The organism is Ferrimonas gelatinilytica (genome assembly GCF_039544205.1).
Lineage (GTDB): Bacteria > Pseudomonadota > Gammaproteobacteria > Enterobacterales > Shewanellaceae > Ferrimonas > Ferrimonas gelatinilytica.
The window spans coordinates 405801-432030 of the sequence record NZ_BAABLF010000005.1 but is presented as its reverse complement, the minus strand read 5'-3'; the positions used below and the strand labels follow the sequence as shown (position 1 = coordinate 432030).

The window sequence follows — 26230 nt, the reverse complement described above, 5'->3', positions numbered from 1 at the left end:
GGATTTCTGATGACGCCTCATATCAATGCCCCAGAGGGGGCCTTCGCTGACACCGTGCTGATGCCGGGCGACCCCCTGCGAGCGAAGTACATCGCCGAGAACTTCCTGGAGGAGGTCATCCCGGTCTGTGACGTTCGCAACATGCTGGGCTTTACCGGTACCTACCGGGGCAAGCGGATCTCCGTGATGGGCTCCGGCATGGGGGTGCCCTCCATCTCCATCTACGCCAAGGAGTTGATCACCGAGTATGGTGTGAAGAACCTGATCCGCATTGGCTCCTGCGGGGCGATCTCCGATGAGGTGCAGATGATGGATGTGGTTCTGGCTATGGGGGCTTCGACTGACTCCGGTGTCAATCGCAGCCGTTTCCCCGGAACCGATTTTGCTATGATCGCGGACTTTGGCCTGCTCTCTGCGGCGGTGAACGCGGCGAGTAAGCTGGGTACCCGTTACCACGTTGGCAATGTTTACACCTCGGATCTTTTCTACAGCCCGGATGAGAGCCGGTACCAGACCATGGCGAAATACGGCATGCTGGGCGTGGAGATGGAGGCGGCGGGCCTGTATGGGGTTGCCGCGGAGTATGGTGCCAACGCATTGGCGATGATGACGGTGACCGATCATATCATTCGTGGTGAACACCTGACTCCGGAGGAGCGTCAGCTGACGCTCAACGAGATGATCCGCCTGACCCTGGACGCGGTCAGCACCCTGGACTGAGAACCACACAGCTTGTGAGAAAGCCCCCGTTTCCGGGGGCTTTTTTGGTGGACCTGACGGCGCTTGGGTGGCCGCTTAGCGGTGACGCTCCACCAACCGGGCAACCACCTCACTCATGGGGACCTGCTGCTGCTCCAGCAGGACCGTCAGGTGATAAAGCAGATCCGCCGTTTCATCGATCAGGTTTTCCCGGTCGCCGGTGGCGGCAGCCAGGGCCACCTCCACCCCCTCCTCACCGACTTTCTGCGCTGCCCGGCGCGGTGGCCCCGTAAGCAGCGACGCGGTGTAGCTGGACTCCTTAGGGGCATCGCGACGTTGGTGTACCAGGCTTGCCAAGTGGTTGAGAAAGGGCTGATTGGCATCGTCATCGAAGCAGCTTTCGCTGCCTTTGTGACAGGTGGGGCCGAGCGGCCGGGCCTGTATCAGGATGGCGTCCTGGTCGCAATCACTGCCCAGTGTCACCAGTTTCAGTCTGTCGCCGGAACTTTCCCCCTTGGTCCACAGACGCTGTTTTGAGCGGCTGTAAAAGGTGACCAGGCCACCCTCCAGAGTGGTGGCCAGGGCATCGGCATTCATGTAGCCCAACATCAGGACCCGGCCGGTCAGGTGATGTTGCACGATCGCCGGCACCAGGTTGTTCATCTTCTCCCAGTCGATGACTGGCATCGCTGCCTTGGGACTTGTGGGATTACTCATGGGCGTACCACCACCTGTTGCTCCAGAAGAAATTGTTTCAGTTCCGGGATCGGGATGATCCCCTTGTGGAAGACCGATGCGGCCAGGGCTCCGTCTACCCGGGCCTGCTGGAACACCTCGGCAAAGTGCTGCGGAGTACCGGCTCCGCCTGAGGCGATCAGGGGCACGGAGCAGACTTCGCGCACCGCTTTGAGCTGGGCGATGTCGTAGCCCTGGCGGACCCCATCCTGGTTCATGACGTTGAGGACAATCTCACCGGCACCCCGGGCGATCGCCGTTTGGCACCACTCCAGGGTGTCCAGGCCGGTGTCCCGGGTCGAGGCCTCAGAGCCGGTAAACTGCTTGACCCGGTAGCGGCCACTGTCGGCGTCATACCAGGAGTCGATCCCCACCACCACGCACTGGCGACCGAAGCGATCATTGAGACGGTCAATCAGGCTGGGGTCGGACAGGGCCGGACTGTTGACGGAGATCTTGTCTGCACCGTCGGCGAGGATCTGCTGCGCATCGTCGATGGACTGGATCCCACCCGCCACACAGAAGGGGATGTCGAGCCGTTCCGCCACCCGGCTTACCCAGCTTTTGTCTACCGTCCTACCATCGGCACTGGCAGTGATGTCGTAAAACACCAGTTCGTCGGCCCCTTCGGCAGCGTAACGGGCAGCCAGAGGGACAATGTCACCGATGATCTCGTGGTTGCGAAACTGGACCCCCTTAACCACCTGACCCGCCTTGACGTCGAGGCAGGGAATTATCCTTTTTGCCAACACGATAACGCCTCCTCGATGGAAAAATTGCCGTTTAGCAGCGCTTTACCAATGATGATACCGCCGATCCCTATCGCTTTAAGCTCCGACAGGTCACTCAAGCTGGCGATGCCGCCGGACGCCTGCCAGCGTATGCTGGGGTAGCGGGTCACCAGATGGCGATAGAGCGCCACGTTTGGGCCACTGAGCATGCCGTCTCGATCGACGTCGGTACAGAGCACGTCAGAGAGGCCCGCTTGCAGAAGCGGTGCGATCACCCGATCCAGTCCCTGCCCGGAGCCTTTCTGCCAGCCGTGGGTCAACACCTCGGGCTCGCCATCTGGTGTGAGGCGTACATCCAGTGCAACGGTGATCCGGTCTGGACCAAAGGTGCCGAGCCAACTTGCTACCCGCTCTGGCTGGCTCACCGAGAGTGAACCTACCACCACCCGGGCAACGCCAATTGAGAGCAGGGCCTCCACATCCTGCTCGCTGCGCACTCCACCACCAACCTGGATCGGGGCATAGAGCTGCTGAACCAGCGAAGCGATGGTGTCCAGTTGGCGTTTGTCGGGATCCTTGGCGCCGTCCAGGTCCACAAGATGCAGCAGGGGACTGCCGGCCTCCTGGTAGGCGGTCAGCTGGGCCAGTGGGTCGTAAGAAAATTCGGTGACGGCGTTGAAATCGCCGCGCTCAAGACGGACGACCTTGCCGCCGATCAGGTCAATGGCCGGGATAATCATGCCGGGTACTCCAGGAAGTTTTTCAGGATTCGAGCGCCGACGGCCCCGGAGCGCTCGGGGTGAAACTGCACGCCCATGATATTGCCCCGGCCCACGGCGGCGGAGAAGGGGCTGCCGTAGGTGCAACTGGCCAGGGTCAGCGGCCCCTCGGCGATGCCGTAGCTGTGAACAAAGTAGAGGTAATCGCCGGCAACGACGCCGGCAAACAGAGGGTGCTCCGTCGGGGTGATGGTGTTCCAGCCCATGTGCGGCAGTGGTTGGCCGTCGGCTTTAAGGCGTGCCGTGTGCAACGGAAGCAGGTTGGGCAGTCGGATGGGGTTGTCCGGTGCAGCCCCCTCCTCACTGGAGGCACCAAGCAATTGCATTCCTAAGCATATCCCCAGCAGCGGCTGCTCGATCTTGTGCAGCACGGAGAGAAGCTCTCGCTGCTCCAACTGTGTCATCGCAGCCTGCGCGGCGCCAACGCCGGGCAGGATCACCCTGTCTGCGGAAAGGATGGCGGCGGGGTCGGCGCTGATCAGCGGGTGATCTCCCAACCGCTGCAGGGCGAACCGTACGGAGGCAAGGTTGGCACAGCCGGTGTCGATAATAACGGTCATGATAGGATCTCCCAGCTACCGATTCAGAGTACGCCCTTGGAGGAGGGCAGGGTGTCGCCCTCCTTGCGGATCGCCTGGCGCAGAGTGCGGCCTAGGGCCTTGAATAGGGCTTCCACCTTGTGGTGCTCGTTGTCTCCCTTGACCTTCAGGTTGAGGGTGCAGGCGAGGCCATCGGCGAAACTGCGGAAAAAGTGCGGCACCATCTCCGTGGAGAGGCCACCGACGCGGTCGCGGCTGAACTCGGCGTCAAACACCAGGTAGGGGCGACCGGAGAGATCCAGCAAACAGTGCGCCTCGGTTTCGTCCATCGGCAGGGAGAAACCGAAGCGTCCGATACCCCGCTTGTCACCGAGCGCCTTGCGCAGGGCGTTACCCAGTGCCAGGGCGGCGTCCTCGATGCTGTGGTGATCATCGATGGCAAGATCCCCCCTTAGCTGCAGCTGCAGTTGGAAGCCGCCGTGGGTGGCGATCTGGTCCAGCATATGGTCGAAAAACCCGATACCGGTGTCGATCTCACTCGCGCCCGGCTTATCCAGGTTGACCTTGACGAGAATGTCGGTCTCCGAGGTGGTGCGGCGTATCTCGGCGGTGCGGTTCTGGCCGGTCAACTCCCGGGCGATCATGGCCCAGTTTCTGGATTTTGGATCGTACCGGATCCCCCGGATCCCCATCGCCTGGGCGAGTTGAAGGTCGGTCTCCCGATCACCGATCACATAGGAGCGCTCAAACTCCACCCGGCCCTCAACCAGGTAGGGTTGGACCAGCCCCAGCTTAGGCTTGCGGCAACTGCAGCCATCTTCGGCGAAGTGCGGACAGATCAGCACCTCATCGAAGCGGATCCCCTGGCTTTCAAATAGGGCCATCATCGCATCGTGGGGGAGGTCAAAATCCGCTTGAGGGAAACTTTCGGTGCCTAAACCATCCTGGTTCGACACCATCACCAGCCGGAAGCCTGCGCACTGCAGTTGCAGCAGTGCCGGGATCACGTCAGGCTCAAACTTGAGTTTGTCGAGTCGATCCAGTTGCTTATCCAAAGGCGGTTCCTCCACCAGGGTCCCGTCACGATCAATAAAAAGGATGGGTTGTCTCACTGCGGGCGCTCCTTGGCCAATCGGTTGGCAGAGATTCGGTTATTGTCTTGTTCTAGGGTTCGTTGATCTTCGCTGCCTTGCAGGATCGCCCCGAGGGCGTGCTCGAGCTGTGCCAATTCGCGGTCGCTGCCGATGCTGATCCTGAGCCAGGCGTCCAGCGCCGGATCACGGTAGGCGCGGATCAGCAAACCCTGTTGCACCAACTGCTGATAACAGCCCTTTGCATCCTCCAGTTCAAACAGCAGAAAGTTGGCGCTTGAGGGCAGCACCCGGCGAACCCCGGGCAGGGAGGAGAGGCGAAGACTGAGGGCATCGCGGCTGGTATTGAGGCTTTGAACCTGCGCCTGCATACGGGCGATCCCCTCGGGGGCGAGTGCCGCAACGGCAAGCTGAGCCACCGGCGCCGGTACGGGATAGGGGGCGATCACCTTGAGCAGCATCTCGATGATGGCACTGTTGGCGAGGGTGAAACCGCAGCGCGCGCCGGCCAGGGCAAAGGCTTTGGACAGGGTGCGAAGCACCACCAGGTTGGGGCACTGTGCCAGAGCCGGGACCAGGCTCAGTTCGGGGCAAAACTCAATGTAGGCTTCGTCCACGACCAACAAGCTGTGTGGCAGCGCTTTGGCCAACGTTATGATCGCCTCGGGCGCGAGTGTGGTGCCGCTGGGGTTATTGGGGTTGCACAGGAACAACAGTTTGCAGTCATTGACCCGGCTTGCGGTATCCTCCGGCAGCGTGTAGCCAGGCCCCCATTCCAGGGTTTTGCACGCCACCCCGTTGGTGGCGGCACTAATGGCGTACATGCCGTAACTGGGGGCAAAGGTGGCGATGCAGTCCTGCCCGGGTCGGCAGAAGGCGCGGATCAGCAGGTCGATCCCTTCGTCGGCCCCGCGGCTGATCAGCAGCTGCTCCGGCCGTACGTCGGCATAGACCGCGTATGCGGTGCGTACCCCTTCGGGCTGGCAGTCCGGGTAACGGTTCACCCCGTCGATATTGGTGTTGTTCCAGGGGGATTCGTTGGCGTTCAGCCATAGGCGCCCGCCGCTGTGCTCCCTGCGTGCGGAGGCATATGGGGTAAGAGCAGCGATCTCCGGGCGCACCAGCCGCTGCGCCAATTTTTGTGCTTGCTGTTCGACGCCGTTCATGCGGATCCCTCCCTGTTGGCTGACAGTCGCAGGGCCACCGCCCGGGCATGGCCCTCCAGCCCCTCGGCCTGAGCCAGGGTGATGACGGTGTCGCCCAGGGCATCGAGGCCACCGCGGGTGAGCTCCTGAACGGTGAAGCGGCGCTGGAAGTCTGCCAGGGAGAGGCTGGAAACGGTGCGTGCGGCACCGTAGGTGGGCAGCACATGGTTGGTGCCGCTGGCGTAATCCCCAACGGACTCCGGTGTCCAGGGCCCCAGGAAGATGGAGCCGGCGGATCTGATAACGGGCAGTAACGCCCTGGGGTCGCGGGTCTGCACAATCAGGTGTTCCGGGGCATACGCGTTGCTGATGGCTGCCGCTTCGGGAAGATCCTGGGCCACGATGGTGCGGCTTTGCCTAAGGGCAGCATTGGCGATCTGCGCCCGGGGCAGGGTAGCCAGCTGGCGCTTCAAGGCGCGGTCTACCCCATCGGCGAGGTCCGTGGACGGTGTGACCAGGATCGCCTGGGAATCGGCGCCATGTTCCGCCTGGGAGAGCAGGTCGGCGGCGACAAACTCCGGGTTGGCGAGTTCATCGGCGATCACCAGCACCTCCGACGGGCCTGCCGGCATATCGATGGCGATCCCCTGCTGGCTTACCTGGCGCTTGGCTTCGGTGACGAAGCGGTTGCCGGGGCCGAAGATCTTATCGACCCTGGGCACCTGCTCGGTGCCGTAGGCCAGGGCTGCGATCGCCTGGGCTCCCCCGATGGCGTAGAGGCGGTCGATACCACAGCGCGCTGCGGCGTAGAGGATGGCGTCGTTCACCGGCGGGGGCGTTACCATGACCTTAAGTTCACAACCGGCGATCTGCGCCGGCAGGGCCAGCATCAGCACGGTGCTGATCAGTGGTGCACTGCCGCCGGGAACATAGAGCCCGACACGCTGCAATGGCTCGGTACGCAGTTCACAGGCGATCCCCGGCGCAATCTGTGGGCTGACCGGCGGCAGCGCCTGAGCCTGGTGGAAGGCACGGATATTTTTGATGGCGGTGTCGATGGCTTGTTTTAGCGGGGCTGACAGGCGTTCGCCCGCTTCGGACAGGGCGGTACTATCATACTGCCAGGACTCGGGCAGGGTGCCATCGTACTGCTCGGTTAATGCTCTTAGGGCCACATCACCTTCGCACTTTACCTGTTTCAGGATCTGGCTGACCCGGTCGACCAGGGCAGGGTCAGTGACAATATCTGAGCGTTGTAGGGCGGCTTTACGTTCGCTTTGGCCACACTGGCACCAGTGGATGCGTTGCAACATACGGGTCTCTCCTTTTAGCGCAGCATCTTCTCAATGGGCAGAACCAGGATGGAGCTGGCTCCCAGGGCTTTGAGCTGTTCCATGGTGTCCCAGAACAGGGTTTCACTGGAGACGGAGTGCAGGGCGACCCGGCTATTGTCCTCTGCCAGGGGAAGCAGGGTGGGGCGTTCGGCGCCGGGAAGCAGATCGATGATCGCCTCGACTTGCTCTTTCGGAGCATGCAGCATGATGTACTTGGACTCTTTGGCCTGGATCACCCCATTGATCCGAAGCTGCAGCTTATCGATAAGGCGTTGCAGGGGGGCGTCGAGGGGACGGTGCCCCTGGATGAGGGTTGCCATGGATTGGAAGATCACCTCCACCTCCTTCAGACCATTGGCTTCCAAGGTGGCACCGGTACTGACCAGGTCACAGATGGCATCGGCCAGTCCCGCTCTGGGCGCCACCTCAACGGATCCCTTGAGCATGGCGCTGCTGATATTGACCCCCTTCTCTTTCATGAAGCGGTTCAGTAGGTAGGGATAGGAGGTGGCAAGGCGGCATCCCTCTAGCGAGTCGGGGGCTGCGTAATCAAACTCTTCCGGCACGGCCAGGGAGAGGCGGCAGCCGCCGAAGTCGAGTCGCTTCAGGGTCAGGAAATCGGCGCTCTGACCTTTGCTCTGCCGCTCGAGTCGCTCCTCCTCCAGCACGTTCTCGCCGACAAACCCCAAATCCACCACTCCGTCCATCACCAGGCCGGGGATGTCATCATCCCGGACACGAAGAATGTCAACGGGCATGTTTTCAACATGGCTGATAAGCCGCTGCTCCCTGAGATTGAGCCTCATGCCGCAGGCTTTGAGAAGCGCCTGGGTTTCGGTGGCGAGTCGGCCGGATTTTTGAATGGCGATTCGAAGTCGTTGAGTGGTCATGCGATGTGATCCCTGTGTTGAAATGAAAAACCCCTGGCGCTAGGGCCAGGGGTTTGCAAGTTCTAGAACTTCGACCACTGGCGGCGCCTGAACGGCAGCCACCAGCGTACGCGCATGGGCTACCGCGTCATGTGGCAATGGTGATGTCGAAAGTGGCAGCCCTGGTTCATTCTCTTGAGTCCAAATACACGATTTATAACTGAGTTGTTATTAACGCTAATACAGGGCGGTGGGCATTGCAACAGTCATTTGTCAGTGATTTAGCGCGCAACGCCGAAAAGTTATGGTGTTATCGCATTTACATTTTCCACTTATATCTCAAGTAGAAACCGATATAGGGACGTAACAGGGTGCGGGTCGTTTGGGGTTATGATCATCAGTGTCCGAAACCGCAATATAGGAACAAAAAAAGGGGAGATACAAGTATCTCCCCCTAACAGGCTCCCCTAAGCCAAAGTGGTTGCGCTAGCGAACCAGGAAGCGGCGCAGAATTCTTTCTTGCTCTGCATGGGGCAGGTGGTCAAACAGATTGACCAGAATACGTATCAACCGAGAGCGGGAGTGACCGGTGGCATCGGCGGCCTTGGTCAGAATTTCCCGAGTCTTTTCGCTCAGCATGACGTGGGTTTGATGTAACGGCTTAGCCTCGTCGCAGAATCGAGCTTCCAGATACATTTCAGCTTGATGATTCGGGCTTTTTACAGCGCTTGGTCGATCCTCCATGCCGTACGCGTATCTATGGGCACCCTCAAGGAAGTCATCCAGGGAGAGTGGTGGCTTCTTAGTGGCCGTAGGTTGTCGGCGCAGATCGGCTAAGGACATACTGTTCTCTCTCCAGTTGGGCGGCGCTTTGGGCGTAGGTTACTTCGATGGCACGCTGGTTTTCCTGTTTAAGCAGCTGGTTGAAAATCTGGCGTAGTTCGTGGGCCGCCTTGCCCTTGGGCTCGAACTCCATCACCGAGCTGCCGGATTCCTCGGAGTCGTCGTAGATATTGCGTTGATAGGTAAAGGCATCCAGAACACGGTGTCCCCAGGTCTGGCAGACCTCTTTGGCTTCCAGGATGCGGTTAGCCTGGTTGGGGAGGCTGGGACACTGGGTCAGTACAAAAGCGGCATCCAGATTGGGGTTGAACATCATGCCGTTGTTCAGCAGGTCATCAACATGGGGAACCGTCTGGAGATCGCGACGCTTGGGCCGCAGAGGTAGCAGGGCAAAGTCAGCCACGGACAGGGATGCGCGCAGCGCAACGGTATCTTGGCCACCACAGTCAATAACCACGGCTTCGTAATGGTTGCCGAGGCTAATCAGGTCATCCCGGATTTTACCAAACATCTGTACGCAATTGATTTTCTTCAACGAAGGGTTGTCATTGCGGGCCTGTATCCAGTTCGAGGTGGTGCGTTGGGGATCGCAATCCACCAACATGACCGAGAGCTGGCACTCAGTGGCTAGGTAGACGGCGAGGTTCTGTGCTAGGCAGCTTTTACCACTGCCGCCTTTTTCTCCTCCAATGAGAATAATCATCTGCGCTTTCCTTATACGTGGTCAACGTGCTTAGGGTGAATCTACGAGTTGAAAGTATACGGGCGCTTAACAAATTGATCATCGCGATTTTAAGACTGAAATCGCATAAGAATCACGTAAGTAATTATAAAATAAAGAAAAAGTCAAAATGATGGCGCCGACGTAAAGTTGGCGAAGGGGGATTTAGAGCAGCCGCGGTTAGTGACGAAATAGCAAGTGACCTTGGTCTTGGGGTTGCCTAAGCACAATGACGGGAACGGCAGGGTGATACCGGCGTAGGGGGACTTGTGGTGGTCGGCACAGCGGGGGGCCGATCACCTTCAATGCCGGTGATGGCGTTCGTCAGCTTGCCTCAGTGCGGTGAATGGATCTGCTTTTTCAGTGCCTCGGCAGGTCGAAAGCTCGGCACTGTCCGAAGTGGAATGCTCACCGGTTCTCCGGTCACTGGATTGCGACCGGTTCGTGGCAGGTGATGGCGGATCTCGAAGATGCCGAACTTCGGCAGGTAGACCCGCTCGCCCTCGTGCAGCGCTTGCGTGATGGTTGTGACCAAACGGTCCAGGAACACTTTGGCCTGTTCCGGCGTCAGTTGCCCCTCGTCGGTGATCCGCCTGATTAGCTCTTTGCGTGTCATCTTGTTGGGCTCCCGGGAAAAAGCGCTTTTATACACCGCGGGTGGACATAAATCGAGATCTCTGCCGGTAAGCGCCCAGGAAACAGACGATTAGTGTGCCATACCGTCTCTGTCAGGCAGAAATTGTCTGGAAAATGGCGGACAAATGGCCAGTTGGATGATGCGAACGCAAACTCAAGGATAAAGCGTTGGAAAGTGTGCTGTTTGAAACAAACGGAACTATGTTAATAGCTTGTTAAGCGCAAGGGGGCGTCAATGATGAAGCAGGTGATTGGGGCGGTATTGGGGTGTGCCATAATGGTGCCGGCAGCTCAGGCGGCGGAGTACGACCGGACCTTTCCCATCTGGGGAAAAGAAGCCTACGAGCGCGGGTACGATCTGCCTCTGCCCTTTGGCTTGACGATAAGTGTGTTTGATATGGATCAGCCACTGATTATCGATGAGATCATTCTGACCGATCCAGTTTTGCCGTTAGAGCAGTTGGTGACCATCGACGCTAACTTAGCTCAGCAGACCTCGACCACCTACACCCTCAGGGGGGACATGTGGGTCCTCCCTTTCTGGAACATCTATGCGGTGGTGGGGTACACCGACGGCGACAGCGTTGCTCCGGTGGATGTTCAGGTGAACTTGGGTCCCATCTCTCCGGCGCCGTTCAGTACCAATTTTAATCTTGAGTTTTCCGGCCCCAGCTACGGTCTCGGTACTACCCTGGCGGGGGGGGGCGATAACTGGTTTGGCCTGGTCGACGTCAACTTCACGGCCACTAGTCTTAATATCCTCGATGGTAAGATCGACGCTTTCACCGCCACCCCAAGAGTCGGTTACCGCTGGCCCCTGGGGATAAACGAATACCGTCTTTGGGTCGGGGCGATGTATCAGGATGTGGACCAGGTGTTTAAGGGGCGCATCGCCAGCCTCGGGCTCGGTGAAACCATTAACCAGATCACCCCAGATGGGCGTTTCGAAGTGACCCAACATCTCTCCGATCCCTGGAACACCGTGGTGGGCGCAATGTACGTCTACGACAAGAAGTGGGAAGTGATCCTCGAGGGCGGCTTTGGTGAGCGGGATTCGTGGTTCCTCTCTCTGGGACGGCGGTTCTAGACAGGATGGGGCGTTTATCGCCCCGTTTAAGATCAGGCTGGAGTTGATTGAGAGGGTTCAGATGTTCGCGAGGTTGTTATGTCGTTGCTTGCCTTTTTAGTGATCGGTGCCATTGCCGGCTGGTTGGCGGGGAAGTTGGCACAGGGCCGTGGCTTCGGTCTGCTCGGTAACATGGTCATCGGTGTGGTGGGATCGGTTATTGGCGGCTTTACCTTCAAGCTGTTGGGGCTTCACAGCAGCACCATGGCGGGATCGATCGTCACCGCCACGGTCGGGGCGGTGATCCTGCTCTTCGTGATCGGCAAGCTGAAATCTTGAGAGGCGAGGATCCTGATGAAAAAAAGGCGAGCGGTCACCGCTCGCCTTTTCCATTTTGCTACCTCTCTTACTGGCAACGCAGCGCAGCGCAGCTCAGAGCAGGGTAAAAAGTTCCTCGACGGGTAAACGGGACTTGGGCAGTGCGGCATTAAAGTCAGAGCCACTGCGATAGCCCAGGGCCACCATGGCGACGGCGGTATAGCCTTGCTCAATAAGACCAAACTCTTGGTTCAGGGCTTTGGGGTCCAACCCCTCGATCGGCACGGCATCAATACCCAGTGCCCCGGCACCCAGCAGGATGGTGCCCATGTTGAGATAGACCTGCTTCTCCATCCAGTGTTGTGCATCCTTAAGGTCAAAACGGTGCATGTTGACGAATAGAGTTCTGCCCTGGTTGACCGTTTGCCGAAATTGCGGCTCGGCAAAACGGCCATCCTTCTCCTCCACCTCCAGCAAGTGGGTCAGGTAGTGATTGTCGATGCCGGTTTTGGCACAGAACAAAATTACATGCGAGGCGTCCTTTACCTTGGCTTCGTTGAAGGCATAGGGCCCTTGGGTGCCTTTACTCAATCGCTCTCGCCCTTGCGGGGTGTTGGCGATCACAAAGTGCCAGGGCTGAGAGTTCACGCTTGAGGGGCTCAGTCTCAGCAGCGCTTTGATCTGCTCGAACTGCTCTTCCGGGATCCGCTTGTTAGGATCAAACTGCTTGGTGGAGTAGCGATAGTGGGCAACGTCGATGAGGTTCATGGATTCTGTCCTGCTTGTTAAGGCACAAACGGCGCGGGGTCGCCGTCGGGAATTCGGCTCGGGTTTACTGACACTGGACTGGAGCAAGGGCGCTGATTTTAGCCGACCGTCGGCAAGTCAGCCGCCTCTCCAGGATGGCGCCAGTTTAGGCTTGTCGTTATCATTGAAAAACCCACGCCAGAGCGAAACACTTTCAATCAATAATTAAAAATGAAGGCACTGCAGGATCTTCGAATATTTGTCGAGACGGCCCGGCTCGGTAGCCTGTCCGCAGCAGCGCGGGCATTGGCGCTGAGTCCCGCGGTGGCCAGTGCCGCGATGAAACGCCTCGAAGGGGAGTTGGGCCAGCCGCTTTTTGTGCGCTCAACCCGGCAACTCCGTCTGACGCGGGCTGGAGAGCGTTTTCTGGAGAGTTGCCAGCCGGCGCTGGACCTGCTGGACGAGGGAAGCGCCTCACTGCGGGAGGATGAGTTGCACTTATCTGGCCAGATTAACCTGTCGGCGCCTTCGGATCTGGGACGACGCTGGCTGGTGGACTGGCTGGATGAGTTTATGCAGCACCACCCCAGTCTCTCGGTTCGTCTCCACCTTTCTGACAGCCTGGCTGATCTCTATCGGCAGCCATTGGACCTGGTGTTGCGCTATGGCAAACCCGAGGACTCCAGCCTGGTGTGCCTCCCTATCAGCCAGGAGAACTTTCGGGTTCTCTGCGCTTCGCCGTCCTACTTGCGTCAGCACCCGCCGCCAAGCACGCCGAGGGACCTGGTTGGCCACAACTGTCTCTGCTTTGCCCTGGGTGACCGACTGCACCAGAGCTGGCGGCTTGTGTCCGGACAGGCGGCCACAAGCCAGAGTGTGGTTGTCCAGGTATCGGGAAACCGGGCGGCTAACGATGGGGATGTGGTTCACCGCTGGGCCCTGGCTGGGAGGGGGGTCGCCTTCAAGTCGCTGCTGGATATCGGCGAAGACCTGGCCCAGGGGAGGCTGGTGCGGCTCTGTCCCGCCTGGCGCGGCGAACCGGTTCCACTGAGCTTGTTGTGTGCCAGCCGGGCTCAACTCAGCCCGTCCATACAGGCTTTGAAGCTCTTTTTGCAGCAGAAGGTGGCGTCGCAGCTGACGCAGTTTATGGCGCTGTGATGGTGGGGCTGGGAATATGCGCGGCCCCTGTTGGCAGTTTGGTTGGGGCTCGCAGGGACGCATCAGGGCATAGTCTTGCTAATACTTTTCATCAGTTTTTCTTTTAGTTACATTAGGTTGTATCTTTCTCTGTGGGGTTTTGCTCGTGCGCGACTTTGTTGTGCAGGCACGGGGTGAGCGACAGAGGGGCAACTTAGGTCAAGACAACACAAGGATGTGATATGTCGCAGTGGGATGCGCTGAGTAAGCAGACGCAAGAGGTTTACCGGAGGCTGGGTACCCGCGACAGGGAGGAGATCCGACGCATTCGATCGGGCCTTATCTGGAAAGCGATGCGGGAGTCCAACGCCAGGGGCTATCACCATGGGGCGCCCTTCATCTGGCTGAAACATGAGTATGAGCGGCGCCGGGGACGCTGGCTCAAAGGGGCAGCGCTCCTTCTTGTTGTGGCGGGTTTGTTATGGGCCTATGAGTCCATGCTCGGTTAAGGGCCCCTCGAGATCCCGGTATTCGTTCTCTGATTGAGCGAGAGTGATGCCAGTGAAAAAGGATGCGGCCTTAGCCGCATCCTTTTTCTTTTATCGGGCGAAAACGGGTTTGCCAGCGCCGGGGTTATACCGCCCGCAAAAGGATCGCTTCACAGCAGGCCAGATCCACGTTGCGCTGTTCACCCATGGGCAGGGTGCCATGATCCGCCAGGGCCGGCACCACCTGGGTCACAATGTCGTTGCGGTTGATGGCGTACTCTGACAGCCGGGTCTTGACGCCAAGGGACTGGAACAGGGCTTCGATGGCCTCGATGGTACGCTCGGCCAGGGCCTCACCACTCAAACCAAAGACATTTTTCCCCATCTGGCGCAGCTTGCTCTCTTTTTGCGGCTGTAGCTCGCGCAGAAGGGCCGGCAGAACGACCGCCAGCGTCTGGGCATGATCCAGGTTGAATTGGGCGGTCAGTTCGTGGCCGATGCCATGGGTTGCCCAGTCGTGGGGGACGCCGGCACCGATCAGTCCGGACAGCGCCTGGTTGGCGGTCCACATCAGGTTTTCCCGCCACTGAGGGGTCTCGTGTTGATCGTACTGCTCCGCTAACTGCTTAAGGTTACGCAGCAGCACTTCGGCGTAACCGTCCTGAACCAGGGCCTGGTCGTTATGGGACAGGTACTGTTCGCAGACGTGTACAAAGGCGTCGACGATGCCGTTTTTCAACTGACGCTCTGGTAGGGTACGCATCACAGAGGGGTCCAGTACGGCAAATTTCGGGTGTACTGCCGGCGCATAGAAGGAGCGCTTCTCATGGGTGGCGGTTCGGGTGATCACCGACGCCGCATTGGACTCCGAGCCCGTTGCCGGCAGGGTCAGGATCGCGCCCAGGGGCAGAGCCTCGCGAACGCGGTGCTTCCCCTCCAAGATATCCCAGCCGTAGCCCTCGTAGCGGGCAGCGGCAGCGACATATTTGGTGCCATCGATCACTGACCCGCCACCTACCGCTAACAGGTAGTCAAACCCCTGCTCCCGAACCATGGCGACCGCCCGATCCAGGGTTTCCACCGAGGGGTTGGGTTCAATACCGGCGAACTCCCCCCATTTATGCCGAGACAGGGCCTGAGTGACCTGATCGTAGACGCCATTTTGTTTGATGGAGCCACCACCATAAAGCACCAGCACCTTGGCGGAACTGGGGATCTCTCGGGTGATCTGCGCGATCTGGTTTTGCCCGAAATGGATACGGGTGGGGTTATGAAAGCTGAACTGCATGAATACTCCTTGGCCATGCCGCCAACGCGGCCTGCGAGATGGGTCGGGGATATTGTGCGGCGCACCGTCCTTGAATGCCACCCCGAGTCAAGGGCTGAGGTGATGGAGCGGGATATACGCAATGCTTATAGAGGTCGCCGCCCGTCGGCTAACCGACGGGCGGCGGCATTCAATCAATGGGGCGAGGGTTGCCCGGGGCGATAGTCGATGCCGGCCTTACGGTAGAGAAAGCTCAACAGCCAGATGGGGCCGATCAGCAGAAACTGCACATCTTCGAAGAAGCTGGGTTTGGCGCCCTCCAGCAGATGACCGATGAATTGGCCAATCCAGGCGATCACGAACAGCACCAGGGCGCTTTGCCAGAGGGGCAGATCCAGGGCTTGTTGGTGCCAGAGGATAAGACCGACGTTGATGCCGGTATACACCACCATGCCCAATGCCAACTTGGGCGACAGGTACCAGTAGAACAGCAGGGCGATGAGGATCAGCCCCGTAGCCAGGTTGAGCAGAGGCAGCCCCGGCAGCGACACTCCCCAGAGCAGCGCCAGTACTGTCCAGACGATCACCGGGACGCAGATCCAGTGGATCAGTTTGTTGATAGGATGCCGGTGGCTGACGCCGTAGGCATCCAGCCACTGGTCTATATTTCGTTGCATCATGAGGGCTCCTTGCCGGCCAGATGAGATCTGGATCACACCTTACTTCAGCGTTGTCCAATAATCCATCCAGCGAGAGGGTTAGGTCACCAGCCCTCTGGTCAGGGTTTTTATAATCACGAGGCGCGACCGGCGCGGTAGGACGGCGCTTCAACGGAATATCCTCTGGGCCGGGGGCTCAACGATGCGCGGAAGAGGCCCTTTGCCCCGGTATGGCGCATACTCCCACGGAGAGAGCCGTCATCGGATAAGGAGAATGCCGTGTCGTCAACAGAGCAGGCGGTGGCCTGGACCCGTGCTGCCGTGATGCAGTTTTACCAGCATCAGGGGGAGTCGCTTGAGCAGGTGCGGGCACTGCTTCAGATCCGACTTGACCAGCTGGCCCGAGCCTACTGTCGCCGTCACCGCCTGCCACCGGAAGCGGTATGGGTCCTCACGCGGGTAAAGCCCCTTACGAGCGTGCTCAGTAAGCTGGCCCGAAAGGGCTGGCCCCGCTTTGAGTCCCCCACCGACGTGCTCGCGGACATCATCGGAGCTCGGGTGGTGTGCTGGTTTGTGGATGATTGCAACGGAATGCTAGCGCTGATCTCCTCTTCGAAGCATTTGAGGTTTGAGCGTGAGGTGGAGGACTACATTCGCCATCCCAAAGCCTCCGGTTACCGGGCTATCCATCTTACTGCTCACGTTAGCTACGATTGTGTCCAGGGGGACGAGGCGGCGGCGAAGATCGTTGCTGCGGAGATCCCTGCCGAGATCCAGGTGCGCAGCAAACTTCAGGACGCCTGGGGGGATATCACCCACGAGTTTCACTACAAGGCCAAGGGCCAGGGGTTGGAGCAGCAGGCTTATGAGCAGGTGCTGGCCGAGATTGCCGCCCGGTTGGCCGAGGAGGATGGGGCCTTGATGCAGATCCGAAACGCCTACCAGAGGTTGGCAACGGCACCGGAGCATGGCCATGAGAGTACCCGGTTATCCGACACCGGATCGCCCTCGAAGGGGTGATATCGATGCAAGCCTGCGCAAGATCTCAGTTTGAGCTCGCTTATTTGCGGCGATCACACCCCATCCTCTAAGGTGGAATGCACTGTTCTAAGTGCGCAATGGCGCCATGTTATCGCCCCATTTTGGCGATGGTGAAGTGAATTATGTCCACGATCAATCAACAACGCCTGATCCAGCACTTTATCGATCTGGTGAAAATCAACAGCGAGTCCTGCAACGAAAAGGCGATCAGCGAAACTCTGGCGGAGCAGCTTGGGGCGCTGGGCTTTCGGGTGGCCAAGCAGCCGGTCCCCGAGGCGATCTCCAACGGCCATAACCTCTACGCCAAGCTGCCCGGTACCAAGCCGGGCGCGGTGTTGCTCAGCTGTCACATGGACACCGTCGCACCGGGCAACGAGATCGAGCCGGTGATCGAGGATGGCGTGATCCGTTCCGCCGGCAACACCATTCTCGGTGGAGATGACAAATCCGGTATCGCGGCGATCATGGAAGCGGTACGGACGCTGCAGGAGCAGGGCATGGCCCACCCCACGATTGAACTGGCTTTCACGGTGCATGAGGAGGGGGGATTGCACGGCTCTCGCCTGTTTGAGATGGGTAGCATCGAGGCCACCGAGGCGATCGTACTGGACTCCGGTGGTGCCATCGGTACCATCATTACCCGGGCACCGGGCCAACAGGGCCTTGAGGTCGAATTCACTGGTAAACCGGCACATGCGGGGCTGGCACCGGAGGAGGGGATCAACGCCCTTACCGTGGCGGCGGAGGCGATCTCCACCATGAAGCTGTCACGGATCGATGGGGAAACCACCGCCAACATCGGCGTGGTCGAGGGCGGTCTGGCCACCAACATCGTGATGCCGAGCCTCTCGTTGAAAGCGGAGGTGCGCTCCCTGGACGACGAAAAACTGGCTGCCCAGGTTGCACACATGGTGGAGACCTTTGAGCGCGCTGCTGCACGTCATGGTGCCAAGGTCGTCATCGAATCGACGCGCTCCTACGATGCCTACGCCATCGACGATCAGGACCCGCTGGTGTGTGGTATCAAGGAGGCGTTCGCCGGGATCGGCATCGAGGGCAAAACTGCCTCCACTGGTGGTGGCTCTGATGCCAACATCTTCAACAGCAAGGGACTCAAGACCGTGAACCTTTCCACCGGGATGGCGAAAGTGCATACCTGCGATGAGTTTATCACTGTCTCGGATCTGACCCAGATCACCGAATTTCTCCACGCTTACCTGAGCCGTTGAGCCAAGGCATCTTCCCCATCGGCGTATCCGTCAGTGGTGGGAAGGTGCTGCGTCGCAATGCCTCTGGCAACCCCGCGGCCTGCGCCAACCGGTTGTCACGGGAAGAATGGACAATACTTGCAACTAGCTGGCATTATGCCGCGCCCGTTCGCTCCGCCGTTGCGGGGCTGACCCAGATAGTAAAAGGTTAAAACATGAGTGGCTTACCGAACTGCCCCAAGTGCAACTCCGAATACACCTACGAAGACGGCACCATGCTGATCTGTCCTGAGTGTGCCCATGAGTGGTCCAAAGATGCCGCGGCGGATGCCGAGGATGAGGATGTGAAAGTGGTCCGCGATGCGGTGGGTAACCTGCTGCAGGATGGGGATACGGTGACCGTGGCCAAAGATCTGAAGATCAAGGGCACCAACTCCGTCGTTAAAGTAGGCACCAAGGTGAAAAATATCCGCCTGGTGGATGGCGATCATGATATCGATGCCAAGGTGCCCGGTTTCGGGCCCATGGGGCTCAAATCCCAGTTTGTGAAAAAGGCAGACTGAGCGGGCTTAACCGCACTGGAACCGCAGAGGGCACCCAAGGGTGCCCTTTTTGTTTCCACACCGGTTTTGTGACTACTGGAAAGGGTGAAAATGGCTCACAGCAGCGGCGCAAAGAGGTAGAAAAACTGCTCGGTGAGTTTTTTACGCAGCGACCGTTGGCGCCAGATCGTCAGATCCAGGGCATAGGAGTCGCCCTTGTAGTGGCCCATCAGGGTCTGCAACTCGGCACAAAACGTCGGATCATCCAGCGCCAGGGTGATCTCATCGTTCAGATGCAGGCTGCGCATATCCAGGTTAACGCTGCCGATAAGACAGTGGTCGTCGTCGATCAGGACCGCTTTGGTGTGAAGCAGCCCACCCTGGAAACGGTAGATCTTCACCCCTGCCCTGAGCAGCTCGGTGAAGTAGGAGCGGCTGGCCCAATCCACCATCATGGAGTCGTTTTTATCCGGAACGATCAACTCGACCCGGATCCCACTCTCGGCTGCCGTGATCAGGGCTTCCAGCAGGTGCTCGCTGGGAACAAAGTAGGGCGAGCAGAGGGTGATCTGTCGACGAGCATGGTAGATCCCGAGCAGCAGCACCTTTTGGATCACCCGCTCTGGCTGGGTCGGCCCGGAGGGGATCACCTGCAGCGCATCGCTGATGTGGCTGGGATCCGGCGCGGTTTCCCCACTTGGCAGTTCCGGTAGGGCACGCTCTCCGCCCTCCAGTTCCCAGTCCCAGGCGTGGATGGCCGCAAGGGCGGTCACCGCCGGGCCGGTGAGGCGCACCATCACATCGACCCATTGGCCGACGCCCGCTTTCTGCTTGAAGAAGCGGGGATCCACCAGGTTCATGGAGCCGCTGTAGGCAATTTCGTGATCCAGTACGATGATCTTTCGATGCTGACGCAGGTCCATCCGCCGCAGGAACATCCGGAGCGGGCTTACCTCCAACGCCGCGATCAGGGCGACGCCGGCCTCTTTTAGCTGGCGCGGCCAGTGGCTCTTGAAAAAGTCCCGGCTGCCGGCGGCATCCAGAAGAAGCTTCACCTCCACGCCCCGCTGGGCGGCGTCGATAAGGGCCTGGGCGACCTCGTCCGCGTGGCCGCCGGGGTGCCAGATGTAGAACTCCATCTGAATGGTGTGGCGCGCACCTTCGATGTCCCGCAACAGGCTCTCGAAGATGGTTTTCGGGTCCTGCATCAGGGTGGGGTTATTGCCGAGGGTGGCGGGGATCCCCATCTGCTGGAAACAGAGATGGTGAAGCGGGTGGGCATGTCGTCCTAGGTGATGTTGATGATGGTGAAGGCTCTGTTCCAGCTGACCAAACCATTGACGGTACGCGTCTGCCATCTCGGCGGACCGGCGCTGGCGCGCCCGGCCGATGTTGCGCTCCCCGATCAGCAGGTAGAGGCCGACTCCGAAAAGCGGCAGGATATAGATCACCATCAACCAGGCCGCGGAAACACCCACGGTACGGCGCTTAAGCACGACCCTCAGGGAGACCGCAGCAACCAGTAGCCAGTAGGCGCCGACGCTAAGCCAGCCCATGAGTTGATAAACCTTATCCATGCCATCCAAATGTTAGGTAAAAGCGCAGTAATTTAAAGTCATCAAAGGGATGGCGACAAGGGGTATCGCGATTTATTGCACTTCGGGCATCAGCTTCAGGTCGACGAGCAGAGGAAGATGGTCAGAGCTGTCGTAACGATCAAGAGTGTCCGCCGCGGTCAGTTCAAAGTGACGACTGAAGAACACGTGGTCAAGAGGATTACCCATAAAGCTGGAAACCGGGTTGGGGAAGGGAACCGGTTGCAGCTGATGCTGTGCCATCAACTGCGCCAAATGGGTAAGGCGCGTCGGGTTCCAACTGTTAAAGTCCCCCACCACCAGCAGCGGCCCGTCGTGCGCGCTGATCGCCATGCTCAACTGCCCCAATTGGGTGCCGTAATCTTCCTTATCGACAAAGTTAATGGCGTGGATATTTGCCACCAGCAAGGTCTCTTTGCGCCCGGCCAGGGGGTACTCGGACAGTAGGAACAACTTGGGACTTGCCAACAGTGGCTCAGTGACGGAGGAGAATACCGCCTGGCTGGCACTCGGAGCCTCCCGGCTGGCGGTGGCTACACCAGCATGTTCACTGTCATTCAGAACCAGGTTTGCGGCAAACTCCAGGCCAAAACCCGCCGGCAGCGGGAGGTTAGGATCGGAGATATCCAGGTTGGCTTCCTGCAGAGTGATCAGCGTGGGTTGGTGATCCTGTTGGATCTGGGCCAAATCCGCACGCCACCCGGCCGCATTCAGCTCCTTATGGATGTTCCAGTTGAGCAGCACCAGGCGATCGCCGTCGATCACCTGATGCTGGTAGTGACCCAGCTGGTAGGTTTGCGCCTCGATGACTGGCTGCGGCAGCTCGGTCATCTGCAGCGCCGATAGGAGGGGGATCGCCAGGAACAGGCCCCAGCGCAGAACACGTTTTACCACGGTACACCAGATAAGGGTTCTTTGAAGCCAGATTACGCTCCTGCAGGCCCCGGAGCAAACCCGATGCGGCGCCTGATGGGCCCCTGAACCATCGCCGGGAACCCTTTGGATGTGATCTTTTTGCCTGTTCTGTCGTAGCTTAGCCATGATGAATAAGAACAACTTGGCAGAGAGGATGGGATGGACTGGGTAAAAAAAATGGGGCAGGGAGCGGCCATCGCGCTGTTTCTGGGACTCGGAGGCTGTACCGGGTTACCGGAGAAGGTGGAGCCCGTCAGTGGGTTCGAACTGGAGCGCTACCTGGGAACCTGGCATGAAATTGCGCGACTGGATCACAGCTTCGAGCGGGGCCTTGCGCCGGTCACTGCGGAATACCGGCTACGGGAAGATGGTGGGATCACCGTCATCAATCGCGGGTTTGACAGCGGAACCGGGCAGTGGGAGGAGGCACAGGGGAAGGCCTATTTCGTCGCGGAACCGGATATCGGCCATCTGAAAGTCTCTTTTTTCGGCCCCTTCTACGGCAGCTATGCGGTGTTTGAGCTGGATCCTGACTACCAGTACGCCTTTATCTCCGGCAACAGTACCGATTATCTCTGGTTGCTGGCCCGCATGCCGGAGGTGTCCGACGAGGTGAAGGCCCGCTTCATTGAACGTGCTGACGAACTGGGCTTTGCCACGGGGGAGTTGATCTGGCTGGATAAAGCTCCTACCGCCACATCACCCAAGGGTTAGAACCCGGAGTTAACGCTCATATCCCGGCGACAGCGCATCGGCTTGGCCTCGTAGCCCCAGGTCACCGTCGCTTCCGTCGGGCTGTGCGGATCTGGACTTGAGTGCTCCCAGAAGCTTTCGTTGCGCCCCTGGTAGTGACTGCCACTGGCGCTGGGCTGATGAAACATCAGGGAAACCTGGTCGCCGCGCTCCGCTATCAGGGTGGGGGGCTGGGTATCAAAGTGGGTGATGATCACCTCATCGGCGTCATTGTCGGCGCAGAGGAAACGATGCGGTGCCCCGAAAGGGACCAGGCGGTAGTGGGCCTGCAGTTCCGCTGTACGGCGCCGGTAACTCCGGGTCACGCAGTCCGTCGGGTCGTTACTTTTCCAACAGGCGTCACGCCCCTTGATCCACCCGCGCTGCTCGGCTGCCAGGCGGGGAGGATGTTCATTGTGCGCCTTGTTGCGCGCCGCATGATAGAGGTTGTTGAGGGTACGGTCCTGTGCCGCCAAGGCAGGAGATTGGCAGATCATCGCCTCGATGCTGCCTGTTTCGACTGTCCCACAGTCAAAGGCGGGGCCAGGAGCCGTGGCGTTGTCCGGGTAGAGCGCTTCGGTCAGTGCCCGGTCGATGTAGTGACACCAGGCCTCGCTCTCCTTTGACGGCAGTGATCCATCGCCCCTCACCCCAAGATGAAACTCGATCACCGACTGCCACTCGACAGAGCCAAGATCCGGCCCGTGTCCGGCGCCATCACCACTGGGCAGGTTGGCTTCAACGTATCGTTGCCAATTCCCGGAACAGGGTGTTTCCCCCTGCGCGGCCTGCAGGGTGATAGGAAACAGGGAGATCACGACACAGAGGATGGGCAAAATGGAGCGTTGGTGCATCGGCACGCCTTAAGGTTTTCGAAGCTGATGGCTCAGAATGTAGATGAAGCGGGACTTCTCTGCTGTTGAGAAATCGCGATAGGCCCCATGCGCGACCGTCTCCGGCGCTTAGCTTGGTGAGTGTGGGGTTAAAGGCAGTTGGGGTTTCGGAAGAGGCCGGAGCGTTTCCTCGATAAAGCGGGCTGAGAGCGAATTCGGGAGGAGAAAGGGCATGCCGACTGGCATGCCCTTTTTGCGTGGTTCGCTGATACCCTGTTACCAGATCTTAACGCGATCCTCCTCCGGGATGTACATCGCATCCGAGGGTTTCAGATCGTAGGTCTGGTAAAACTCCGGCATGTTGCCCAGCGGGCCGTTAGCACGGAAGTGGGAGGGGGAGTGCGGATCCGTGCGTACCCGGTTACGCAGTGCTTCCTCTTTGTACTTGGCACGCCAGATCTGGGTGAAGCCGATGAAGAAACGCTCGTCGCCGGTCAGGCCGTCGATCACCGGGGCTTCTTCGCCGTCCAGCGCCAGCTGGTAGGCCTTATAGCCGATGGTAGCACCGGAAAGATCCCCGATGTTCTCGCCCAGGGTCAGTTGGCCGTTGACCGAGAGGTCGTCGAACACCTTGTACTCGCTGTACTGCTTGATCAGCTTGCGACCACGGCGCTGGAACGCCATCAGATCCTCTTCGGTCCACCAGTTCACCAGGTTACCTTCAGCATCATAGCGTGAGCCCTGGTCGTCGAAACCGTGACCCATCTCATGGCCAATGACCGCACCGATACCGCCATAGTTCACGGCATCGTCCGCTTCCATGTTGAAGAACGGCGGCTGCAGGATGGCGGCAGGGAACACGATCTCGTTCATGGTGGGGTTGTAGTAGGCATTAACCGTTTGCGGGTTCATAAACCACTCCCACTTACGGATGGGGCCGCCCAGCTTGGACATCTGCTCCTCGTGCGCCCACTGGGCAGCACGCATGGAGTTACCCACCAGATCATCGGCTTTAACGGTCAGGCTGGAGTAATCCTTCCACTTGTCCGGGTAACCGATTTTCGGCGTGAAGGCGGCCAGCTTAACCTTGGCTTTCTTCTTGGTCTCTTCACCCATCCAGTCCAGTTCATCGATAGACTGAGCGTAAGCTTTGCGCAGGTTCTCAACCAACTCGCCCATGCGGGCCTTGGCTTCCGGTGAGAAGTGCTTCTTGACGTAGACCTTGCCGACCACCTCACCCAAATCGCCGTTGACCTTGTCAACAGCGCGCTTCCAGCGAGCCTGCTGCTGCTCCTGGCCGTTCAGTTTGCGGGCAAAGAAATCGAAATTCTCTTCGTCCAGCGGTTCGCTAAGTTGGCTGGCGAAGGAGGTGAGGACCTGCCAAGTCAGGTAGGTCTGCCACTGGTCAACACTGTACTGGCTGAACAGATCGTTGAAACCCTCGATGTAGCTGGGCTGGTTGACGATGATGTTGTCCAGCTCCTCGGCCCCCAGGGTGCCCAGGAAGGCGCCCCAGTCAAAATCGTCGGCCAGGGTATTGAGTTCAGAGGTGGCGAACTTGTTGTAACGCTTTTCGCTGTCGCGGGTCTCGACCTTGGTCCATTGATGCTTCGCCAGTGCGGTTTCCATCTCCAGAATGGTGTTGGCGGCGCTGTCGGCCCCTTCCAGTCCGGCCAATTCGTACATGGTGGCGATGTGTTTAACGAAGTCGGCGCGCATTTTGGCGAAGCGCTCACCTTCGTCAAAGTAGTAATCGCGATCCGGCAGGGAGAGGCCGGTCTGCCAAAGGTGTCCGGCGTAGGCGCTGGAGTTCTTGGCATCGACGGAAACATAGAAAACGAACGGCGAGTTGACGCCAATCATCTGTGCATGGGCGAAGTAGGCGGCCACATCGGCGTGGTTCTCAAGGCCAGCGATCTTCTCAAACTCGCCCTGAAGCGGTTTGACGCCCAGGGCGTTCACCGTATCGACATCCATCATCGACTGGTAGAGCGCTGCGACTTTCTGCTCGTCGCTGCCGGGCTTGAGCCCCTCGGTTTCTGCCAGTTCGGCGATGATCGCTTGGACGTCTTCCTGGGCCTTGATACGCAGATCGTAGAAGGCACCGGTATTGGTACGATCCGCCGGGATCTGGGTCTCTTTCAGCCAGGTTCCGTTGACGTAGGTGTAGAAGTCATCCTGGGGGCGAACGCTGGTATCGAAATTTTCCAGGTCGATACCGGAGGTGAGGGCCTGCTTAACCGCGGCCGCGCTGGCGGTCGGCTGGGTGTCGGTTCCGCTCTGGCAGGCGGCCAGGATCAGCGCGGAGGCACACAAGCCACCATACACAAACTTTTTCATCCAATTATCCCTATGGTTTTGATCGGAAAAGGTCCATCGCGATACTAACCATCCGTTAACAGGGGGTCAAAGCCCCTCGGGCCTTTAGGTGTAAAAGAGTTTGTCTGCGGGAAATACTGCGGTGAGGGCACACTCTTGAGCGGCCAAAATTGGGCCTCTTAAAGGCCCAAGCACAACTGCCTCTCCGGGCGGGGCAGAGCTCAGGCGGTCGGGCGCCGGGTAAACAGTCTCAGGGGCTGCCGCAGCCACTGGGAGAGCATGACGCCGCTGATGATCAGCAGGCCGCCGACCAGGTGGCCTGAGTGGAGCTTCTCCCCCAGAATGGCCACCGCACTGGCGGTGGTAAACAGGGGGATCAGGTTCATGAAGATGGCGTTATTGCTGGCGCCGAGCTTCTGGATCCCGCTCATCCAGCAAAATGGCGCGACGACAGAAGAGGCAATACCGGCGTAGAGCACCAGGGGCAGTGCTGACTCACTTATGGCCATCGATGGGCTCATGAGCACTGCCGGCATTAGCCAGAGCAAACCCAGCAAGATCTGAACGTAGAGTGACTGCCAAACGCTCATCGGTATCTGCCAGTGGCGGATCAACACCCCGTAAAGGGCATAGGCGGTAGCACCGATAAGCATCAGGAGGTCACCCTGATTGATCCCGTCTCGGGTGAGGTTGGAGAGGTGGCCCCCTGAGAGCAGTATCGCCAGGCCGATAAAGGAGAGGGCAGCGCCCAGCATCGCGCCGAGTGTGGGCGCTTCGCGCAGGACAATAAGGCTTATCAGCAGCGTCAGCAGTGGCACCGTAGCACCGATAAGACCCATGTGAGTCGCGGAGGTGGAAGCGGCGGCCACGTAGCCAAGGCTTTGAAAGGCCACCACACCAAGTATTGCTAATAGGCTGAACTTGAAAAGGTTTCTAAGCACAAAGTGTCGCAATTTCCACACCGATGGCAGCATAAAGGGGGTCAGCAGTATCGCCGCCAGCAACCAGCGGTAGAAGGCGATCGCCGCCGGGGAGATGACGTCCACCGAGAGTTTGCCCACAAGGTTGTTACCTGCCCAGATAACAACGGCGATCAGGGGGAAGACGATGGCGGGCATTGTGGGATTCCTACAGCAAAATGGATAGAGGTTGAATCCGAGCGACGTCGGTGAGCGGCGCGCATTGTATAGTGTCTTAGCCGATTTAGGGAGCCTATGTCTGAAAGAATGACAGTGACCGCA

28 protein-coding genes are annotated in these 26230 nt (G+C 59.2%); 9 read left to right on the top strand and 19 right to left on the bottom strand.

Annotated features, from left to right (window positions below; genetic code table 11):
- Positions 1-6 precede the first annotated feature (6 nt).
- Positions 7-720, top strand: a complete 714-nt coding sequence (gene deoD, locus ABD997_RS04305; protein ID WP_345315910.1) for a purine-nucleoside phosphorylase — start codon at positions 7-9, stop codon at positions 718-720.
- A gap of 75 nt (positions 721-795) precedes the next feature.
- Here deoD and hisIE read toward each other — a convergent pair whose 3' ends face one another.
- The 11 genes from hisIE to ABD997_RS04250 form a co-directional block, all read right to left on the bottom strand.
- Entirely contained in the window at positions 796-1416 is a 621-nt protein-coding gene (gene hisIE / locus ABD997_RS04300) for a bifunctional phosphoribosyl-AMP cyclohydrolase/phosphoribosyl-ATP diphosphatase HisIE (protein ID WP_345315782.1), read from the bottom strand.
- Positions 1413-2186: an imidazole glycerol phosphate synthase subunit HisF gene (gene hisF / locus ABD997_RS04295; RefSeq protein WP_345315781.1), complete on the bottom strand. Its 774-nt coding sequence runs from the start codon at positions 2184-2186 to the stop codon at positions 1413-1415. The genes hisIE and hisF overlap by 4 nt, the downstream gene beginning before the upstream one ends.
- On the bottom strand, positions 2168-2905 hold the full coding sequence (gene hisA / locus ABD997_RS04290; RefSeq protein WP_345315780.1) for a 1-(5-phosphoribosyl)-5-[(5-phosphoribosylamino)methylideneamino]imidazole-4-carboxamide isomerase: 738 nt from the start codon (positions 2903-2905) through the stop codon (positions 2168-2170). The genes hisF and hisA overlap by 19 nt, the downstream gene beginning before the upstream one ends.
- The gene (gene hisH / locus ABD997_RS04285) at positions 2902-3504 is read right to left on the bottom strand and encodes an imidazole glycerol phosphate synthase subunit HisH (protein ID WP_345315779.1); all 603 of its coding nucleotides are present in this window, start codon (positions 3502-3504) and stop codon (positions 2902-2904) included. The genes hisA and hisH overlap by 4 nt, the downstream gene beginning before the upstream one ends.
- A 23-nt stretch (positions 3505-3527) precedes the next feature.
- Positions 3528-4595 carry a bifunctional histidinol-phosphatase/imidazoleglycerol-phosphate dehydratase HisB gene (hisB, locus tag ABD997_RS04280; RefSeq protein WP_345315778.1) on the bottom strand — a complete coding sequence of 356 codons (1068 nt, stop codon included), beginning with the start codon at positions 4593-4595 and terminating at the stop codon, positions 3528-3530.
- Positions 4592-5740 carry a histidinol-phosphate transaminase gene (hisC, locus tag ABD997_RS04275; protein WP_345315777.1) on the bottom strand — a complete coding sequence of 383 codons (1149 nt, stop codon included), beginning with the start codon at positions 5738-5740 and terminating at the stop codon, positions 4592-4594. Before hisC ends, hisB begins: the two co-directional genes overlap by 4 nt.
- The gene (gene hisD, locus ABD997_RS04270) at positions 5737-7029 is read right to left on the bottom strand and encodes a histidinol dehydrogenase (RefSeq protein WP_425557044.1); all 1293 of its coding nucleotides are present in this window, start codon (positions 7027-7029) and stop codon (positions 5737-5739) included. The genes hisC and hisD overlap by 4 nt, the downstream gene beginning before the upstream one ends.
- Positions 7030-7046: 17 nt before the next feature.
- Positions 7047-7943: an ATP phosphoribosyltransferase gene (gene hisG / locus ABD997_RS04265; RefSeq protein WP_345315775.1), complete on the bottom strand. Its 897-nt coding sequence runs from the start codon at positions 7941-7943 to the stop codon at positions 7047-7049.
- A 465-nt stretch (positions 7944-8408) separates the two neighbouring features.
- Positions 8409-8765 (bottom strand): hypothetical protein, encoded by a 357-nt coding sequence (locus ABD997_RS04260; RefSeq protein WP_345315774.1) that lies wholly within the window; start codon positions 8763-8765, stop codon positions 8409-8411.
- Positions 8725-9468 carry an AAA family ATPase gene (locus tag ABD997_RS04255; protein ID WP_345315773.1) on the bottom strand — a complete coding sequence of 248 codons (744 nt, stop codon included), beginning with the start codon at positions 9466-9468 and terminating at the stop codon, positions 8725-8727. Before ABD997_RS04255 ends, ABD997_RS04260 begins: the two co-directional genes overlap by 41 nt.
- Positions 9469-9820: 352 nt before the next feature.
- Positions 9821-10102 (bottom strand): HU family DNA-binding protein, encoded by a 282-nt coding sequence (locus ABD997_RS04250; protein ID WP_345315772.1) that lies wholly within the window; start codon positions 10100-10102, stop codon positions 9821-9823.
- Between the two features lie 255 nt (positions 10103-10357).
- On the opposite strand from ABD997_RS04250, the gene ABD997_RS04245 reads away from it, so the two are divergent.
- Both ABD997_RS04245 and ABD997_RS04240 read left to right on the top strand, forming a co-directional pair.
- Complete coding sequence (locus ABD997_RS04245; RefSeq protein ID WP_345315771.1) at positions 10358-11209, top strand: hypothetical protein; 852 nt, start codon at positions 10358-10360, stop codon at positions 11207-11209.
- 78 nt (positions 11210-11287) lie between these two features.
- Positions 11288-11527: a GlsB/YeaQ/YmgE family stress response membrane protein gene (locus ABD997_RS04240; RefSeq protein WP_345315770.1), complete on the top strand. Its 240-nt coding sequence runs from the start codon at positions 11288-11290 to the stop codon at positions 11525-11527.
- 93 nt (positions 11528-11620) lie between these two features.
- On the opposite strand, the gene nfsB is transcribed toward ABD997_RS04240, so the two are convergent.
- Positions 11621-12274 carry an oxygen-insensitive NAD(P)H nitroreductase gene (nfsB, locus tag ABD997_RS04235; protein WP_345315769.1) on the bottom strand — a complete coding sequence of 218 codons (654 nt, stop codon included), beginning with the start codon at positions 12272-12274 and terminating at the stop codon, positions 11621-11623.
- Positions 12275-12484: 210 nt separating this feature from the next.
- On the opposite strand from nfsB, the gene ABD997_RS04230 reads away from it, so the two are divergent.
- Positions 12485-13411: a LysR family transcriptional regulator gene (locus tag ABD997_RS04230; RefSeq protein WP_345315768.1), complete on the top strand. Its 927-nt coding sequence runs from the start codon at positions 12485-12487 to the stop codon at positions 13409-13411.
- A gap of 221 nt (positions 13412-13632) precedes the next feature.
- Positions 13633-13899 (top strand): hypothetical protein, encoded by a 267-nt coding sequence (locus ABD997_RS04225; protein ID WP_345315767.1) that lies wholly within the window; start codon positions 13633-13635, stop codon positions 13897-13899.
- Positions 13900-14023: 124 nt separating this feature from the next.
- On the opposite strand, the gene ABD997_RS04220 is transcribed toward ABD997_RS04225, so the two are convergent.
- Positions 14024-15166 (bottom strand): iron-containing alcohol dehydrogenase, encoded by a 1143-nt coding sequence (locus tag ABD997_RS04220; RefSeq protein WP_345315766.1) that lies wholly within the window; start codon positions 15164-15166, stop codon positions 14024-14026.
- A 173-nt stretch (positions 15167-15339) separates the two neighbouring features.
- Entirely contained in the window at positions 15340-15825 is a 486-nt protein-coding gene (locus ABD997_RS04215) for an Mpo1 family 2-hydroxy fatty acid dioxygenase (protein WP_345315765.1), read from the bottom strand.
- Between the two features lie 258 nt (positions 15826-16083).
- Between ABD997_RS04215 and ABD997_RS04210 the strand changes: the two genes are divergently transcribed.
- The 3 genes from ABD997_RS04210 to ABD997_RS04200 all read left to right on the top strand — a co-directional run bounded on the left by ABD997_RS04210 (position 16084) and on the right by ABD997_RS04200 (position 18616).
- Positions 16084-16824, top strand: coding sequence for a GTP pyrophosphokinase (locus tag ABD997_RS04210; protein WP_345315764.1), 741 nt, complete (start codon positions 16084-16086; stop codon positions 16822-16824).
- 143 nt (positions 16825-16967) lie between these two features.
- Positions 16968-18074 carry a M20/M25/M40 family metallo-hydrolase gene (locus tag ABD997_RS04205; protein ID WP_345315763.1) on the top strand — a complete coding sequence of 369 codons (1107 nt, stop codon included), beginning with the start codon at positions 16968-16970 and terminating at the stop codon, positions 18072-18074.
- Positions 18075-18268: 194 nt separating this feature from the next.
- Positions 18269-18616, top strand: a complete 348-nt coding sequence (locus tag ABD997_RS04200; protein WP_345315762.1) for a zinc ribbon domain-containing protein YjdM — start codon at positions 18269-18271, stop codon at positions 18614-18616.
- A gap of 95 nt (positions 18617-18711) precedes the next feature.
- On the opposite strand, the gene cls is transcribed toward ABD997_RS04200, so the two are convergent.
- Positions 18712-20172: a cardiolipin synthase gene (gene cls, locus ABD997_RS04195; protein ID WP_345315761.1), complete on the bottom strand. Its 1461-nt coding sequence runs from the start codon at positions 20170-20172 to the stop codon at positions 18712-18714.
- 72 nt (positions 20173-20244) lie between these two features.
- Positions 20245-21084, bottom strand: coding sequence for an endonuclease/exonuclease/phosphatase family protein (locus ABD997_RS04190; RefSeq protein ID WP_345315760.1), 840 nt, complete (start codon positions 21082-21084; stop codon positions 20245-20247).
- A 180-nt stretch (positions 21085-21264) separates the two neighbouring features.
- Here ABD997_RS04190 and ABD997_RS04185 point away from each other — a divergent pair, with 180 nt between their 5' ends.
- Entirely contained in the window at positions 21265-21819 is a 555-nt protein-coding gene (locus tag ABD997_RS04185; protein WP_345315759.1) for a lipocalin family protein, read from the top strand.
- Here the strand turns inward: ABD997_RS04185 and ABD997_RS04180 are convergent.
- The 3 genes from ABD997_RS04180 to ABD997_RS04170 all read right to left on the bottom strand — a co-directional run bounded on the left by ABD997_RS04180 (position 21816) and on the right by ABD997_RS04170 (position 26107).
- Complete coding sequence (locus ABD997_RS04180) at positions 21816-22691, bottom strand: MliC family protein (RefSeq protein ID WP_345315758.1); 876 nt, start codon at positions 22689-22691, stop codon at positions 21816-21818. The genes ABD997_RS04185 and ABD997_RS04180 overlap by 4 nt on opposite strands.
- 255 nt (positions 22692-22946) lie before the next feature.
- Positions 22947-25010 (bottom strand): M13 family metallopeptidase, encoded by a 2064-nt coding sequence (locus tag ABD997_RS04175; RefSeq protein ID WP_345315757.1) that lies wholly within the window; start codon positions 25008-25010, stop codon positions 22947-22949.
- 200 nt (positions 25011-25210) lie between these two features.
- A complete protein-coding gene (locus ABD997_RS04170; protein WP_345315756.1) occupies positions 25211-26107 on the bottom strand; it encodes a DMT family transporter in 897 nt (298 codons plus the stop codon).
- Between the last annotated feature and the right edge of the window lie 123 nt (positions 26108-26230).

What these genes read in the sequence shown, in the direction of transcription:
- hisIE (WP_345315782.1), bottom strand. Translation starts at nt 1,416, where the DNA reads ATGAGTAATCCCACAAGTCCCAAGGCAGCGATGCCAGTCATCGACTGG.
- hisA (WP_345315780.1), bottom strand. Translation starts at nt 2,905, where the DNA reads ATGATTATCCCGGCCATTGACCTGATCGGCGGCAAGGTCGTCCGTCTT.
- hisH (WP_345315779.1), bottom strand. Translation starts at nt 3,504, where the DNA reads ATGACCGTTATTATCGACACCGGCTGTGCCAACCTTGCCTCCGTACGG.
- hisC (WP_345315777.1), bottom strand. Translation starts at nt 5,740, where the DNA reads ATGAACGGCGTCGAACAGCAAGCACAAAAATTGGCGCAGCGGCTGGTG.
- hisG (WP_345315775.1), bottom strand. Translation starts at nt 7,943, where the DNA reads ATGACCACTCAACGACTTCGAATCGCCATTCAAAAATCCGGCCGACTC.
- ABD997_RS04260 (WP_345315774.1), bottom strand. Translation starts at nt 8,765, where the DNA reads ATGTCCTTAGCCGATCTGCGCCGACAACCTACGGCCACTAAGAAGCCA.
- ABD997_RS04255 (WP_345315773.1), bottom strand. Translation starts at nt 9,468, where the DNA reads ATGATTATTCTCATTGGAGGAGAAAAAGGCGGCAGTGGTAAAAGCTGC.
- ABD997_RS04250 (WP_345315772.1), bottom strand. Translation starts at nt 10,102, where the DNA reads ATGACACGCAAAGAGCTAATCAGGCGGATCACCGACGAGGGGCAACTG.
- ABD997_RS04245 (WP_345315771.1), top strand. Translation starts at nt 10,358, where the DNA reads ATGATGAAGCAGGTGATTGGGGCGGTATTGGGGTGTGCCATAATGGTG.
- ABD997_RS04240 (WP_345315770.1), top strand. Translation starts at nt 11,288, where the DNA reads ATGTCGTTGCTTGCCTTTTTAGTGATCGGTGCCATTGCCGGCTGGTTG.
- nfsB (WP_345315769.1), bottom strand. Translation starts at nt 12,274, where the DNA reads ATGAACCTCATCGACGTTGCCCACTATCGCTACTCCACCAAGCAGTTT.
- ABD997_RS04230 (WP_345315768.1), top strand. Translation starts at nt 12,485, where the DNA reads ATGAAGGCACTGCAGGATCTTCGAATATTTGTCGAGACGGCCCGGCTC.
- ABD997_RS04225 (WP_345315767.1), top strand. Translation starts at nt 13,633, where the DNA reads ATGTCGCAGTGGGATGCGCTGAGTAAGCAGACGCAAGAGGTTTACCGG.
- ABD997_RS04220 (WP_345315766.1), bottom strand. Translation starts at nt 15,166, where the DNA reads ATGCAGTTCAGCTTTCATAACCCCACCCGTATCCATTTCGGGCAAAAC.
- ABD997_RS04215 (WP_345315765.1), bottom strand. Translation starts at nt 15,825, where the DNA reads ATGATGCAACGAAATATAGACCAGTGGCTGGATGCCTACGGCGTCAGC.
- ABD997_RS04205 (WP_345315763.1), top strand. Translation starts at nt 16,968, where the DNA reads ATGTCCACGATCAATCAACAACGCCTGATCCAGCACTTTATCGATCTG.
- ABD997_RS04200 (WP_345315762.1), top strand. Translation starts at nt 18,269, where the DNA reads ATGAGTGGCTTACCGAACTGCCCCAAGTGCAACTCCGAATACACCTAC.
- cls (WP_345315761.1), bottom strand. Translation starts at nt 20,172, where the DNA reads ATGGATAAGGTTTATCAACTCATGGGCTGGCTTAGCGTCGGCGCCTAC.
- ABD997_RS04185 (WP_345315759.1), top strand. Translation starts at nt 21,265, where the DNA reads ATGGACTGGGTAAAAAAAATGGGGCAGGGAGCGGCCATCGCGCTGTTT.
- ABD997_RS04180 (WP_345315758.1), bottom strand. Translation starts at nt 22,691, where the DNA reads ATGCACCAACGCTCCATTTTGCCCATCCTCTGTGTCGTGATCTCCCTG.
- ABD997_RS04175 (WP_345315757.1), bottom strand. Translation starts at nt 25,010, where the DNA reads ATGAAAAAGTTTGTGTATGGTGGCTTGTGTGCCTCCGCGCTGATCCTG.
- ABD997_RS04170 (WP_345315756.1), bottom strand. Translation starts at nt 26,107, where the DNA reads ATGCCCGCCATCGTCTTCCCCCTGATCGCCGTTGTTATCTGGGCAGGT.